This is a genomic window from Qipengyuania xiapuensis, assembly GCF_019711395.1.
GTDB classification, from domain to species: domain Bacteria; phylum Pseudomonadota; class Alphaproteobacteria; order Sphingomonadales; family Sphingomonadaceae; genus Qipengyuania; species Qipengyuania xiapuensis.
Genome location: NZ_JAIGNL010000001.1, coordinates 1,779,610 through 1,793,056, shown reverse-complemented (window position 1 = coordinate 1,793,056; position 13,447 = coordinate 1,779,610). Strand labels below are relative to the sequence as shown.

Sequence of the window (13,447 nt, the reverse complement as noted above, 5' to 3'; positions counted from 1 at the left end):
GAAGGACCGCCCTTTCGTGTTCGGTTTCCCGATCTCTTAGCGCGAGTAGAACTCGACCACGAGGTTCGGTTCCATGGTGACCGGGTAGGGCACTTCGTCGAGCTTCGGCACGCGGGTGAAGGTCACCTTGTCGTTGCCGTCGGGTGCGACGTAGTCGGGAATTTCACGCTCGGGCAGGCTCTGTGCTTCGATGACGAGAGCCATTTCCTTGGCCTTGCTGCCGAGGCTGACGACGTCGCCGACGCGGACACGTGCCGATGCGATGTTGGTCTTAACGCCGTTCAGGTAGATGTGGCCGTGGCTCACGATCTGACGGGCAGCGAAGATGGTCGGTGCGAACTTCGCGCGGTAGACGACCATGTCGAGACGCTGCTCGAGCAGGCCGATCAGGTTCTGACCGGTGTCGCCCTTCATCTTCGAAGCTTCGGTGTAGGTGCGCTTGAACTGCTTCTCGGTAACGTCGCCGTAGTAGCCCTTGAGCTTCTGCTTGGCGCGGAGCTGCAGACCGAAGTCGCTCATCTTACCCTTGCGGCGCTGACCGTGCTGGCCCGGGCCGTAGGAACGCTTGTTGACCGGCGAATTCGGACGACCCCAGATGTTTTCGCCCATCCGGCGGTCGAGTTTGTACTTGGCGCTCTTGCGCTTCGACATAAGTCTTTCCTTCAATTTGCTGAGCCACCCCATCGGCGGCCATCCAACCCGGCATCGCACCGCCGATTTCCGAGGAATTCGACGCGGCCACCGCTTCACCGGGGTGCGGGGCCAATTAGCGAAGCGCGCGAATAGCAGGATATTGCACTGCGTCAAGCGGAGTCGGCCAAGCGATCCCGTGAGCGTGGAAGTTTCCTTCCCACGGTATGTAACAAATGACATGCTCAAAGCGCAATAAGTGACGTATTGGCAACAGGTTAGGCCAGTCTGGTTCACCTGACGTTACAATCGGTTGAACCAATCAAGGCGGGCGGCAATAGGCCGCGCCCCCCGCAGATGCGGGTGCAAAAAACCAAAAAAGGGAAAAACTGATTATGCGTAAGTTCGCACTCCTCGCCGCAGTGGCAGTAGCCGCTGTCGCAACCCCGGCAGCAGCCGAAGATGAAGGCGGCGAAGTCCGCGCTGAAGTACGCGGCGGTGTGATCTGGGTCGAAGACTTCAGCGAAGCCACCCTCGGCGCAGCTGTCGGCTACGACTTCGATCTCGGCGAGACCGCGTTCGCCGGCGTTGAACTGTCGGGCGACAAGATCCTCGTCGACGGCGCGGAAGTCCTCGTTGGTACGACCGCACGCCTCGGCCTCAAGGTCGGTGACGACGGCAAGCTCTTCGCAACCGGCGGCTACAACTTCACGCTGACCGATGATGGCGGCGACGCATGGCATCTCGGTGCCGGCTACCACCACAAGCTGGGTGACAGCCTCTACCTCGGTGCGGAATACCGTCACTACTTCGACGATTTCGTCGACGCAGACGCAGTCAACGCAGTTGTCGGCCTGACCTTCTAAGGTCTGTCGTTAAGACAAGTGCGAGGGGCGGGCCGCGTATGCGGTACCGCCCCTTTTTCCTTGCGCGTCAGGTCTTCCGGACCGCCGAGCAGAAGGCCGCTATGGCATCGGGATCCTTGTCGCCCGGGGCTGTCTCTACGCCGGAAGAGGTGTCGACCAGCGGCGCGCCCGTGCGCCCGATGGCCTCTGCGACATTGGCCGGTGTGAGCCCACCGGCGAGCCCCCAGGGCATACCGGCATCGAGGCCGGACAGCAGCGTCCAGTCGAAACGCAGGCCCATGCCGCCGGGAAGGGCGGCGTCCTTCGGGGTCTTGGCATCGAAGAGCATGAAGTCGACGGCACCGCGATAATCGGCGCTTCTGGCGATATCGGCCGACGTTGCGACCGGAATGACCTTCCAGACGGGGATTCCGAAGCGTTGCTTGAGCTCGGCAGCGCGGGCGGGGGGCTCTTCCCCATGGAGCTGGATCGCGTCGAGCCGACCCGCCTCGACCGCCGCACCGATCAACACGTCATCGGCGTCCACGAAAACGCCGACCTTTGCGACACGCGAGCCTGCGCGGGCGGCGAGCGCCGAGAGGTCCTGCAGCGATACGTGGCGCGGGCTCGGCGGGTAGAAGTTGAAGCCGACGAACTCGGCCCGTGCGGCGATGACCGCGTCCAGCGTTTCGGGCGTCGATATGCCGCAAATCTTGATCGCGGTGCTCACGGGTGTGAAGTCTCTTTGCGTGCCCATGGCGAGAGATAGCCAAGCAGGTTTCCTACCATCCAAGGCGGCAAGAGAAGCATTCCAAAGAGGACGAGCCCGAAGCCGAAACCATAGCAGTACTCCCCGCTATGCCTGACAATCAGGAAACATCCATCGACGAGCCCATAAAGGAGATACAGCGTCAGTGGAGCGAACAGGAAAAAAAGGAGAACCAGCCTTCTCCAAGTCGGTCTGCAAACTCTCCGGATCAGATAGCCAGAACCAGTGCCAAGCAAAGCGACAACCAGAATTGTCAATAAGCCTGTACCTGTCACCTAAAGCGTCGCCTCGATGGCGCGGGCGGCTTGCGCCGGGTCCTCCGCACGGCTGATCGGACGACCGATCACGAGTACGCTGGCACCGTCATCGCGGGCCTGGCGGGGAGTGACGACGCGCTTCTGGTCGCCGGTATTGCTGCCCTCGGGGCGCAGACCGGGGACGACGAAGAAGCCGTCCTTCCATTGGTCGTGTACCGCCTTGATTTCGTGACCCGAGCACACGACGCCATCAAGACCTGAGGTATGCGCGAGGTCGGCAAGCCGCATCACGTGATCATGCGGCGAACCGCCGACGCCCATCGACTTGAGATCGCGCTCGTCGAGGCTCGTGAGCATGGTGACCGCGACGACCTTGGTGTTCTCGCCAGCGGCGGCCTTCGCGTCTTCCATCATCGCGCGGCCACCGCTTGCGTGGATGGTGACGATGGCCGGTTCCAGTACGTGGATCGCCTGCATGGCTCCCGCGACGGTATTCGGAATGTCGTGGAGTTTGAGGTCGAGGAAGATCGGCAGGCCGAGCTGCGAGATCATGTGCACGCCATGCGCGCCGTGAGCGTTGAAGAACTCCAGGCCCAGCTTGATGCCGCCGACATGCTGCTTGACCTTCTCGGCAAGCGCTACGGCATCGTCCAGCCGCGGGACGTCGAGGGCAAGGAAGACCGGATTGCTCATGACTTCGGCGCGGGTTCCGGGTCGACCGGGTTGGCTGGTTCAGCCGGAATGGCCTGCTTGGGCGGATAGGGGCGCGCTGCCGTGGTATCGGCATCCGGCTTGGGCGAGGCCATTTTCTGCGTTGCAGTCTCAAGCGCCGTAATCCGGCGGCTCTGGCGCCAGCGCACGCCGCGGTGATAGATCCACATCGGCAGCAGGCCGAGAATGAAAGATACGATCACGAGCGCCGGAACGCGCGTGTCCCACACGATGCCTGGCCAGATGCGCACGTCGATCTGGCGGTCCCAATTGCCGAAGGAGAAGGCGAGTACGCCCACCAGCAGCAGGATCCACAGGATCGTTCTTACGATTTGCATTGGCACACAGCTCCCGTCTTCTGTTTGCGCGATGCTAGGCGGCGAAAAGCCTTGCGTCTAGCCGAACACGCGGTCGAAGATCGTGTCCACCTGCTTGAAGTGGTAATCGAGGTCGAAGCGTTCCTCGAGTTGTTCGTTCGTCAGCGCAGCGGTCACTTCCTCGTCTGCCTTGAGCAGGTCGAGCAGCATCAGCTTGCCGTCCGATTCCCACACCTTCATCGCGTTGCGCTGGACGAGGCGGTATGCATCCTCTCGGCTCACGCCGTTCTGGGTGAGGGCGAGCAGCACGCGTTGCGAGTGGATGAGGCCGCCCATGCGGTCCATGTTCGCCTGCATGCGCTCGGGGTAGACGAGCAGCTTGTCGACCACGCCGGTAAGGCGGGCGAGAGCGAAATCGAGGGTGATCGTGGCATCGGGGCCGATGAAGCGTTCGACGGAGGAGTGCGAGATATCGCGCTCGTGCCACAAGGCGACGTTCTCCAGCGCGGGCAGGGCATAGGCGCGGATCATGCGGGCCTGGCCGGTGAGGTTCTCGGTGAGGATCGGGTTGCGCTTGTGCGGCATCGCGCTCGAACCCTTCTGGCCCTTGGAGAAGAACTCCTCCGCTTCGAGCACTTCGGTGCGCTGGAGATGGCGGACTTCGACGGCAACACGCTCGATCGAGCCCGCGATCACGGCGAGCGTTGCGAAATACATGGCGTGGCGATCGCGCGGGATGACCTGCGTCGAGACCGGCTCGGGCTTCAGGCCCAGCTTCTCGGCGACATATTCCTCCACGCTCGGGTCGATATTGGCGAAGGTGCCCACCGCGCCCGAGATCGCGCAGGTGGCGATTTCCTCGCGCGCAGCGATGAGGCGGGTCTTGCAGCGGTCGAACTCGGCATAGGCCTGCGCGAGCTTGAGACCGAAGGTCACGGGTTCTGCGTGGATGCCGTGGCTGCGGCCGATGGTCGGCGTGTACTTGTGCTCTTCCGCGCGGCGCTTGATCGCGGCGAGGAGGTCGTCGAGGTCTTCGAGCAACAGGTCGGTTGAGCGGGCGAGCTGTACGGCGAGCGTAGTGTCGAGCACGTCCGAGCTGGTCATGCCCTGGTGCATGAAGCGCGCTTCTTCGCCGACGTTTTCTGCCACCCAGGTAAGGAAGGCGATGACGTCGTGCTTGGTCACCGCCTCGATCGCGTCGATGGCTTCGACGTCGATTTTCGGGTTCGTGGCCCACCAGTCCCACAGTGCCTTGGCAGCGCTTTTCGGGACGACACCCAGCTCGCCCAGTTTCTCGGTCGCATGCGCCTCGATTTCGAACCAGATGCGATACTTCGCTTCCGGCTCCCAGATCGCGGTCATTGCGGGACGGGCGTAGCGGGGGACCATGTGAGACTCCGGACTGGAATTGTGCGTGAGAGAATTGCCTGCGCCGCTAGAGCGGTAGTGGTCGCAATTCAAGTGCGGGCGCAATTGAGGGCGGGGGAAGGATCGACCCTACTCGAAAGAGGGTCCCGTAATGGTCAGTTCCAGCTTTAAGGGTAATTTATACTGCATTTTGTGCGGCGTAAGCTTCGCTGGAAGGTCAGCTTCGTGAGGGGAGCGAGCTGGCCGCAGGCGGGGAGCTCCGGCGAGTGGCAACTACCGATTACGAGAATGGCGCTCCAGCTGCTTCATCTTCGCGTCCGTCCGGAGGGCCGGAATGACGAGCAATTCGGATTCGGGCGTGAGGAGAGAGATGGCGAGCGAACGACCCGCGGCGGCGACCTCGCTGGCAGGCTCGATCATATCCGCCATGAGGCTGCACCAGTGGTCCAAGAATTTCCTGATCTTCGTTCCGCTGATCATTTCGCACGAGTTTGATCTCGCCGACATTCGCGACGCAGCAATCGCGTTTTTTTCCTTCAGTCTCGTCGCCTCGGCCACATACATCTTCAACGACATCCTCGACCGCGAGGTCGACGAGCTGCACGAGACGAAGCGGCTCCGACCCTTTGCAAGTGGTGACTTGCAGCCATCGACCGGCTGGTTCGTGATTGCGGCGCTTATCCTGCTCGGGGCAGGGCTGGCCGCACTATTGCCCATCGCTTTCGGCATGGTTCTGGCCGCATATGTAGTTGCGTCGGTCGCTTACACGCTGCGTCTCAAACGGATGCTCGGCCTCGATATCGTCGTCATCGCATGTCTTTATGTGCTGCGCGTCATAGCTGGCGACGAAGCTATCGGCGCGCAGTTCGAAGGGCTCGATTCCTCCGACTGGATCCTCGCGTTCTCTTGCCTGCTGTTCCTCTCGCTGGCGACGGTCAAGCGCTGTTCAGAGCTCGCTCGCCTAGGAAACGGACCGCAGCAGAGATTGCTTGGGCGCTCCTATACAGTCGGCGACTATCCGGTAATGCTGGCAATAGCGGCTGCAGCGGGATTGAGCTCTATGGCCATCCTGATGCGTTTTATCGGATCGCCTGACGTCACGCAGAACTTCAGCCAGCCCCGCATCTTGTGGGTGATCGTTCCGCTGCTGATCTTCTGGCTGATCCGTATGTTGCTGCTGGCGAACCGCGGCAAGATCCACACCGATCCGGTCGTTTACACGCTGCGCGACCCGATGAGTCAGTTGTGCGGTATCGGCGTTTTCCTCGTGTCCTTGCTGGCCTGGTAGCCAACGGTTTGGCTGCTGACAAACCAACTTCGGGTGACGGAAGCATGGTCTTCCTGTTGCAGCGGGAGTTTTCCGCCATCGAACGCCGCGACGTCATTCTGGCGATCACGCTTGGCGTGGTCGTGATGGTGGTATCGGTCTTGCGGATCGAGGTCAGCCGCGAGGCAATCTCGGTCAACAATTGCGTGCTTGGCGCCGACACCGTGTCGATCTGGCGCTATCTCGAAGAAGGCAATTTCCTTGGCCTACGGGTGCACAAGCATGCGCTCGCGGTAGTGCTGATTGCATTGCTGGCGCAGCCGCTCATCTGGCTGGGCATTTCGCAGGCACTTGCCGCCACACTTGCGCTATCGCTTGTCCAGGCTTGTGCAGCTGTGCTGGCCTTCGCCTATTTCCGCAGGGCGGGTAACACTAAGGCGGTTTCGGCAGGCCTGACCCTCCTCGTGCTTTCCACTCTGGGAGTAGCAACCCATTTCGGCATGGCCGAGAGCTATGGCGTCACGCTCCTTGCAATTTGCATTGCCTGTCTCCTGCTGCCGGTCGTGGCCGAGAAAGCGCGTCAGGACGCCCTCGTCAGTGCGTCCGTTGCCGGTGCGATCGGTGCCGGACTCGCTCTCGCAAACGCACCGGCAGCGGCCTTCCTCCTCGTGTATTTCGCATGCCTCCTCAAGCAGGCAGAGGTGGTTGCCGATCTCCGCAAATTTGCCCTCTGCATTCTGGTGCCTCTCGCCTTCGTCCTGCTCGCCGTCGTAGCGCCTGCAGTCGCCGCGGAGGGCGATGACGGGCTCGTGTGGCACGGTGATTACCTGGAGCGCTTCGCAAGCTTCTCCCATTTCATCGACCCGCAGGTTCTCGCCGACTTCCTCGCCACGAGTTTCGTGTTTTCCTTTGTCGCACCTTACGAGTTTCTGCGCTGCAGGTTCATCTTTGCCGACCTCTTGCAGTTCGGAGCACGTCCGCTCCATCTTGCAGCCTATCTCGCGATGGCTTCGCTGCTCGTCGTCTCGCTTGTCCGGGCGGTGCGTTCGAGCGAACGCACGGAAACGTTCGGCCTGCTTGCCGCAGCAAGTGCGATCCTGCTCTTCTACCTCTACTTCAACCCCGACGAGGCGCTGCTCTATAGCCCCCAGTGGCTCATCGCGCTCTTTTTCGCTTCCGCTCCCGGCGTTCCGCGCATGGCAATTTGGGTCTGGCTCGCAGCGGTGCTGGGGCTTCTCGTTAACGTCCCGACCTTGCATCACGAGAAAACCTCGGATCCGGAGGTCTGTTGTCCCCATCCTCCCGGATCGATGATGGAGCGCGAATTGCCGAGCGTCCTCATCAGGGAAGGTTCGCGGCACAATACGAGAGGGGGCGCGGGCCAATGAACGTGGAGACATCGCTTTCAGGACAGAAGGCTCCGGACACGGCGAAGCCGCCTTCGCCCTACCTTGACTATCTGGACCTGTTCCGCGGCGTGGCGATCCTTTTCGTGGTCATGATTCATTCGGGCAATGCAGTCCTGCTGCGCGGTGTATCGGGACTTGAAGAGGGATACTCGTCCGTCCGGACGCTGGTCCACATCGCGTCCCACGATGCGACCGTGTATTTCGCCCTGATCAGCGGGATCCTCTATGCCTATCGCCTGCACCGCAAGCCGCATGGGCCTTTCCTGCGCTCGCGCGTGGAGTTCGTCTGGCTCCCATTCGCACTGGTGAGCACCGGGCTGACCATTCTTTTCCTCGCGCAGGATTACCTTCGGACGGGCCTCGTGCCCCCTACAACAGACGCGGTTGGCGAAATCGCATTCAACGTCTTCATGGGCGAGGCATGGAACACGCTCTGGTACATCCCGGTCATCATGATCCTTTACGTGATCAGCCCGGTGCTGCTCAGGATCGTGACGCAGAAATCCCTTTTCGTGCTTGCCCTCGTGCTGATGATCCTGCCGCTCTTCATCTCGAGGACCGATACCGAGGTGACACCGGCGATGGTGACATTCTTCGGTGGCGTCTACGTAGTCGGTCTCGTCATAGGCCGTGATCCCAACGCCAGCGTCGAGTTATTCTCGCGGCGGAAATACGAGGTTGCGGCGCTGGCCTTGCTCGCGGCTGCGGCGATCATCTTCATCGACATCACTGGGGTGGGCGAGTTCGGCCCGATGATACCGCGCGAGAGTGCCTTTTACGTCTTGCGGCTGTCACTCGCGGCCCTGATGCTGGTCGCGCTGATGAAGACCAGCGCCAGCATGTCGCAGACCACCAAAGGCTTCCTCAAGAAGGTGGCGGCCTATTCCTTCGGTATATACTTCCTGCATGGACCACTGCTTCGCCCGATCGCCAAGCTGGTCGGTCAGTTCGTGCCCGAAAGCAATCCGGCCTGGGCGCTGCTCCTCGCGGTGATAGCCGCCTTCCTGATCGCGCTGGCGGTTTCCTATCTCGTGGTAGCGGCCATCAAGCTGGTGACCGGATCATACTCAAAATATGTGATCGGCAGCTAAGCGGGCGAACCTAGATCAGGCCCTTGGCGCGCAGCGAGACATGCGTGCCGCGCCCCACGATGACATGATCGTGCACGGTGATGCCGAGCAGCCGGCCTGCTTCGGCGATCCGGTTCGTGATCTGGATGTCGGCCCGGCTGGGCTCCGGATCGCCGCTGGGATGGTTGTGGACGAGGATCAGCGCGCTCGCGCCCTTGTCGAACGCGCGGCGGATAACCTCGCGCGGGTGGATTGCCGCCTCGTCGATCGAGCCTTCTGCTGCCAGGTGGTCGTCGATCAGCCGGTTGCGCGTATCGAGATAGAGCACGCGCACGCGCTCGTGCTTCAAATGCCCCATATCGATGGCGAGATAATCGAGGAGCGATTGCCAGCTGCCGAGAACGGGCTGTTGTTCGACTTCGCCGCGTGCCATCCGGCGGGCGGCAAGGGCGACTGCATGGAGCGCCGCCGCGCTTGCCTCGCCCATTCCCTTGACCTGCGCGAGCGCGCCCGGTTCCGCGCCGAGCACAGCGGAAAACGATCCGAAATGATCGATCAGCCGCTTGGCGAGCGGCTTGGTATCGCCTTGCCTGATCGCCGAAAACAGGAGGAATTCCAGTAGCTCGTAGTCGGCCAGCGCCTCTGCGCCGCCCTTCAGCAGCCGCTGGCGCAAGCGTTCGCGGTGCCCCGTGCCGGCGTGCCCCGGCACCTTTTTCGCGACCTCCGGCAACCCTTAATCCCCCAAGCCGTTTCAATACCTTGCATTGCCTTCCACGGGCGATGGGCGCAAGTGTGAGGTTCGATGGACGGGTCCGACGATCAGATTGCTCAGCCTCACCGGCCGCGCTGGCGCAAGAAGCGCTGGGCGATCCCCGGGCTGTCGATCCTCGTCCTGCTCGCGGTCGGCCTCACGGCATGGGCAAGCCGCGAAAGCATCGTCAACGACCTGATCCGCGAAGAACTGGCCGGTTACGACATTCCGGCGAGTTACGACCTGCTGCGCGTGGGCGGGCGCACGCAGATCATTTCGAATCTCGTTATCGGCGATCCGGAAGCGCCCGATTTCACGGCCGAGAGGGTCGTCGTCAGCCTTCGATATCGCCTCGGCCTGCCACAAATTTCTTCCGTTACCCTTCAACGGCCGCGCCTTTACGGCACACTCGTCGACGGTGAATTGAGCTTCGGTTCGCTCGATCCACTGATCTTCGGCGAAAGCGATGCGGCTCCGGGCCTTCCCGACTTCTACCTGAAACTGGTGGACGGCAGGGGTCTCGTCGAAAGCGATTACGGCCCGATCGGTCTCAAGGTAGAGGGCGAGGGGCTGGTGTCCGACGGTTTCGCGGGCATTCTCGCGGCGAGCGCTCCGCAGCTCGCGTTCGGGGAATGTCGGGCCGAAGGGGCGACCCTGTTCGGGAAGATCGAGACAGATGGCGGTGAGCCATCGTTCTCCGGCCCGCTGCGCGCCAGTGAAATCGCGTGTCCCGAGAGCGAGACGAGCCTTTCCGGGCTTGTTGCGGAGGTCGATGCCGCCACCGATGCTGCGCTGGCCAACCCTTCCTTCACCGCACGCATCGAATCGGATGGTGCGCGATATGGATCAGTTGCCGCGCAGTCGCTTGCAGGGACGGTCCGCGCACAGCTCCGTGACGGGGACGCGACCGCCCGGTACAGTTTTGCGCTTCGCGGGGCGGAAAGTCCGCAAGCGCTCGCCGCGGTCATCACTGCCGAAGGCGTCCTGCGCGCACGCAACAGTTTTGCACGCCTCGAAATCGAGAGCGATGTCGAAGGGAACGGCTTGCGGCTCGGCAGCGCGTCGATCGGGACCATCGAATCGCTCGCGGCATCGGGCGAGGGCACCTTGGTGGAGCCAATCGCTCGCCGCATCGGGTCTGCGCTGCAGGCCGAAACCCGGGGCAGCTCGCTCGGCGCGCGCATCACTTATCGCTCGGACGACGGTGGATCGCTCCTCCTGCTTCCCGAAGCGGAGCTTGTCGGAGGAAGCGGAGCGCGCCTCCTCTCGCTTTCGCGATTCGAGTTCAGCACCCCGACCGACGAGCCCGCACGCCTTTCCGGCAACATCGCCACCGGCGGGCCGGGCATTCCGCGCATCAGCGGACGCATGGAGCGCAGTGGCGGGGACGAAGCAGTCTTCCGCCTCTCCATGGCACCCTATGAAGCGGGTGGATCGCGTATTGCGATACCGGGTATCACCATCGCCCAAGCCGATAGCGGCGCGTTGGGTTTCGCAGGCGAGGTCGAGGCGAGCGGACCGCTTCCCGGCGGAGCGGTCGATGGCCTGTCCATGCCAGTCAAAGGCCGGTGGGAGCCCGGCGGCGAGCTTGCATTGTGGCGCGAATGCGTGCGTGTGGGGTTCCGCAGGCTTGCGCTTGCGTCGCTCAACCTTGCCGGACCCGGGCTGACAATATGCCCCTCGGGCGGTTCGCCGATCCTTCGCTACGGAGAGGCAGGCCTGCGTTTCGCAGCCGAGACCGGGCCGCTGAACCTGCAAGGTTCGCTCGGCGATACGCCGCTCGCGCTCGAGACTGGTACGCTCGCCATGAGCTATCCCGGACAACTGGTCGCAAACGACGTGGACATCACGCTCGGCACCGCTGGCGATGCGAGTCGGTTTGCTTTTGCCCGGATCGATGCGGATTTCGGCGAAACGATCACGGGGGCGTTCGAAGGCGGCGAAGCTTCGCTTGCTGCCGTGCCTATGGACCTCACCGAGGTTGCCGGCGGCTTCTCCTTTGCCGATGGCAGGCTCGCAGTCGGCGATGGCGCCTTCCGGCTTACCGACCGCGAGGAGCCGGACCGCTTCGAGCCGCTGGTCGCGCGCGACGCGAGCCTGACGCTCGTCGACAATGTGATCGATGCCGAGGCTGCATTGCGTAATCCGGCAAGCGACCGCATCGTCACGCTCGCCGACATCCGGCACAATCTCGAGACCGGCAGCGGCTACGCCAATCTCGATATCGAGGGTCTGCGCTTCGATGAGGGCTTGCAGCCCGAGGACGTCAGCCAGCTTGCGCTCGGTGTGATCGCCAATGCCGAAGGCGTGATTACGGGTAGCGGCAGGATCGACTGGTCGAGCGATGGCGAAGTTACCAGCTCCGGCGCATTCTCGTCCGAGAACATCGATTTCGCAGCGGCTTTCGGTCCGGTGAAGGGCGCGAGCGGGACAATCGAGTTCACCGACCTGCTGAACCTCACCACGGCTCCGAACCAGACGCTCAAGGTCGCCTCGGTCAATCCGGGTATCGAGGTCCTCGATGGCGAGGTTTCCTTCGAATTGCGCAATGGCGAATTGCTGAGCGTCGCTGGTGGCAGCTGGCCCTTTATGGGCGGTCGATTGATCCTGCGTGAAGTCGACCTCAACCTCGGTGTCAGCGAGGAGCGGCGTTATATCTTCGAGATCGTCGGCCTCGATGCTGGCCAGTTCGTGGCGCAGATGGAACTGGAGAACATCTCGGCGACCGGAACTTTCGACGGCACCGTGCCGATCGTCTTCGATGCCGAGGGCAACGGCTTCATCGAGGAGGGCATCCTCCTGTCGCGTCCGCCCGGCGGCAATATCTCCTATGTCGGCGAGCTGACCTACGAAGACCTCTCGGCCATCGCCAATTTCGCTTTCGATGCGCTGCGCAGCCTCGACTACAGCCAGATGCGCATCATCATGGACGGTCCGCTGACCGGCGAGATCGTGACGCGGGTACGTTTCGACGGCGTGCGCCAGGGCGAGGATGCCAAGACGAACTTCATCACGCGCCAGATTGCCGACCTGCCGATCCAGTTCCGCATCAATATCCGCGCGCAGTTCTACCAGCTGCTGACCTCGCTGAAAGCGATGTATGACCCCGCATCGGTGCGCGATCCGCGCGAACTCGGGCTGCTCGACGACGACGGTACCCGGCTCAGGAGATCCATTACGGGCGAAGAAGTGGAGCCCGATATCGATCCGGAAGACGTGATTCCGGATGAACCCACCATTCAGGACCAGGAAAGCGAGTGAGGCGTATGAACAGGCACGAATTGACGGACCGCGAGCGCCTTGCGACAATTCACTGCAAACAGGGAAAGCAGGGTATGCGCGGAAAGACGAAACTGGCGGCGGCCGCCTTGGCCTCGCTCACGCTGGCAGCTTGTGTGACGGTGGAAGCACCCGACAAGCCGATCGTGATCGAGCTCAATGTGAACATCCGGCAGGAAGTGATTTACAGGCTCGCGGAAGATGCGGGCAATACGATTGAAGAGAACGCGGATATTTTCTGATGGGTGACACGATGACCAAAGGACTGACCAAGGCTGCGCTGACCGGCGCGGTTTTCGCACTCGCCCTCGGCGGGATTGCCGCGCCTGCCCACGCCCAGCGCGATCCGGCCTATGCCGCCGCGCGCGCTGCCGGCCAGGTCGGCGAGAAGATGGACGGCTATCTCGGCATCGTCGGTGCGGAGACCGCCGAACTTCGCCGTCTCGTCAACGATATCAACATCAAGCGCCGCGCGGTCTATTCCGAACGCGCGCAGGCGACCAACGCAACGATCGAGGAATATGCGCTGACCGCCGGTTGCCAGGCGATCCTCGCCACCACGCCGGGCGAAAAGTACCAGGCGCCCGACGGCAGCTGGCAGACCCGCACTTCTGCGCCGCCCATGCGGGATTCGCGCTGCCCGTAGAGGCAATTTGCCACGAAATCATGATGCCTCCCTCGCGCTCCATGCCGGGGGAGGCTTTTTTGCAAGGGGAATGCCGCCTTTTGCACCCCTGCCGTGTTGACTCTAAAATGACCCCCTTCTAAGGGGGC

General features: G+C 62.5%; 13 protein-coding genes. 7 read left to right on the top strand and 6 right to left on the bottom strand.

What is annotated here, in order from left to right; genetic code table 11:
- Positions 1–36: 36 nt before the first annotated feature.
- Positions 37–651 carry a 30S ribosomal protein S4 gene (gene rpsD / locus K3163_RS09075; protein WP_221428211.1) on the bottom strand — a complete coding sequence of 205 codons (615 nt, stop codon included), beginning with the start codon at positions 649–651 and terminating at the stop codon, positions 37–39.
- A 374-nt stretch (positions 652–1,025) separates the two neighbouring features.
- On the opposite strand from rpsD, the gene K3163_RS09070 reads away from it, so the two are divergent.
- A complete protein-coding gene (locus tag K3163_RS09070; RefSeq protein ID WP_221553891.1) occupies positions 1,026–1,496 on the top strand; it encodes an outer membrane protein in 471 nt (156 codons plus the stop codon).
- A gap of 67 nt (positions 1,497–1,563) precedes the next feature.
- Here K3163_RS09070 and K3163_RS09065 read toward each other — a convergent pair whose 3' ends face one another.
- From K3163_RS09065 to purB, 4 genes are all read right to left on the bottom strand, one after another.
- The gene (locus K3163_RS09065; protein ID WP_221553890.1) at positions 1,564–2,232 is read right to left on the bottom strand and encodes a phosphoribosylanthranilate isomerase; all 669 of its coding nucleotides are present in this window, start codon (positions 2,230–2,232) and stop codon (positions 1,564–1,566) included.
- 287 nt (positions 2,233–2,519) lie between these two features.
- Positions 2,520–3,194, bottom strand: a complete 675-nt coding sequence (pyrF, locus tag K3163_RS09060) for an orotidine-5'-phosphate decarboxylase (RefSeq protein WP_221553889.1) — start codon at positions 3,192–3,194, stop codon at positions 2,520–2,522.
- Positions 3,191–3,550, bottom strand: a complete 360-nt coding sequence (locus K3163_RS09055; RefSeq protein WP_221553888.1) for a DUF1049 domain-containing protein — start codon at positions 3,548–3,550, stop codon at positions 3,191–3,193. Before K3163_RS09055 ends, pyrF begins: the two co-directional genes overlap by 4 nt.
- A 57-nt stretch (positions 3,551–3,607) precedes the next feature.
- On the bottom strand, positions 3,608–4,918 hold the full coding sequence (gene purB, locus K3163_RS09050; RefSeq protein ID WP_221553887.1) for an adenylosuccinate lyase: 1,311 nt from the start codon (positions 4,916–4,918) through the stop codon (positions 3,608–3,610).
- Positions 4,919–5,267: 349 nt separating this feature from the next.
- On the opposite strand from purB, the gene K3163_RS09045 reads away from it, so the two are divergent.
- From K3163_RS09045 to K3163_RS09035, 3 genes are read left to right on the top strand one after another with little or no spacing between them, the layout of a single operon-like run.
- Entirely contained in the window at positions 5,268–6,185 is a 918-nt protein-coding gene (locus K3163_RS09045; protein ID WP_221553886.1) for a UbiA family prenyltransferase, read from the top strand.
- Between the two features lie 8 nt (positions 6,186–6,193).
- Positions 6,194–7,552, top strand: coding sequence for a hypothetical protein (locus tag K3163_RS09040; RefSeq protein ID WP_221553885.1), 1,359 nt, complete (start codon positions 6,194–6,196; stop codon positions 7,550–7,552).
- Complete coding sequence (locus tag K3163_RS09035; protein ID WP_221553884.1) at positions 7,549–8,664, top strand: acyltransferase; 1,116 nt, start codon at positions 7,549–7,551, stop codon at positions 8,662–8,664. The genes K3163_RS09040 and K3163_RS09035 overlap by 4 nt, the downstream gene beginning before the upstream one ends.
- Positions 8,665–8,674: 10 nt before the next feature.
- Here K3163_RS09035 and radC read toward each other — a convergent pair whose 3' ends face one another.
- Positions 8,675–9,352 carry a RadC family protein gene (gene radC / locus K3163_RS09030; RefSeq protein ID WP_345719505.1) on the bottom strand — a complete coding sequence of 226 codons (678 nt, stop codon included), beginning with the start codon at positions 9,350–9,352 and terminating at the stop codon, positions 8,675–8,677.
- A gap of 93 nt (positions 9,353–9,445) precedes the next feature.
- Between radC and K3163_RS09025 the strand changes: the two genes are divergently transcribed.
- From K3163_RS09025 to K3163_RS09015, 3 genes are all read left to right on the top strand, one after another.
- The gene (locus tag K3163_RS09025) at positions 9,446–12,655 is read left to right on the top strand and encodes an intermembrane phospholipid transport protein YdbH family protein (RefSeq protein WP_221553883.1); all 3,210 of its coding nucleotides are present in this window, start codon (positions 9,446–9,448) and stop codon (positions 12,653–12,655) included.
- A 74-nt stretch (positions 12,656–12,729) separates the two neighbouring features.
- The gene (locus K3163_RS09020; RefSeq protein ID WP_221553882.1) at positions 12,730–12,915 is read left to right on the top strand and encodes a YnbE family lipoprotein; all 186 of its coding nucleotides are present in this window, start codon (positions 12,730–12,732) and stop codon (positions 12,913–12,915) included.
- Between the two features lie 11 nt (positions 12,916–12,926).
- Complete coding sequence (locus K3163_RS09015; protein WP_221428222.1) at positions 12,927–13,319, top strand: YdbL family probable chaperone protein; 393 nt, start codon at positions 12,927–12,929, stop codon at positions 13,317–13,319.
- Positions 13,320–13,447: the final 128 nt, after the last annotated feature.

Coding starts and splice junctions, on each gene's coding strand:
- rpsD (WP_221428211.1), bottom strand. CDS start 651: ATGTCGAAGCGCAAGAGCGCCAAGTACAAACTCGACCGCCGGATGGGC.
- K3163_RS09070 (WP_221553891.1), top strand. CDS start 1,026: ATGCGTAAGTTCGCACTCCTCGCCGCAGTGGCAGTAGCCGCTGTCGCA.
- K3163_RS09065 (WP_221553890.1), bottom strand. CDS start 2,232: ATGGGCACGCAAAGAGACTTCACACCCGTGAGCACCGCGATCAAGATT.
- pyrF (WP_221553889.1), bottom strand. CDS start 3,194: ATGAGCAATCCGGTCTTCCTTGCCCTCGACGTCCCGCGGCTGGACGAT.
- K3163_RS09055 (WP_221553888.1), bottom strand. CDS start 3,550: ATGCAAATCGTAAGAACGATCCTGTGGATCCTGCTGCTGGTGGGCGTA.
- purB (WP_221553887.1), bottom strand. CDS start 4,918: ATGGTCCCCCGCTACGCCCGTCCCGCAATGACCGCGATCTGGGAGCCG.
- K3163_RS09045 (WP_221553886.1), top strand. CDS start 5,268: ATGGCGAGCGAACGACCCGCGGCGGCGACCTCGCTGGCAGGCTCGATC.
- K3163_RS09035 (WP_221553884.1), top strand. CDS start 7,549: ATGAACGTGGAGACATCGCTTTCAGGACAGAAGGCTCCGGACACGGCG.
- K3163_RS09025 (WP_221553883.1), top strand. CDS start 9,446: ATGGACGGGTCCGACGATCAGATTGCTCAGCCTCACCGGCCGCGCTGG.
- K3163_RS09020 (WP_221553882.1), top strand. CDS start 12,730: ATGCGCGGAAAGACGAAACTGGCGGCGGCCGCCTTGGCCTCGCTCACG.
- K3163_RS09015 (WP_221428222.1), top strand. CDS start 12,927: ATGACCAAAGGACTGACCAAGGCTGCGCTGACCGGCGCGGTTTTCGCA.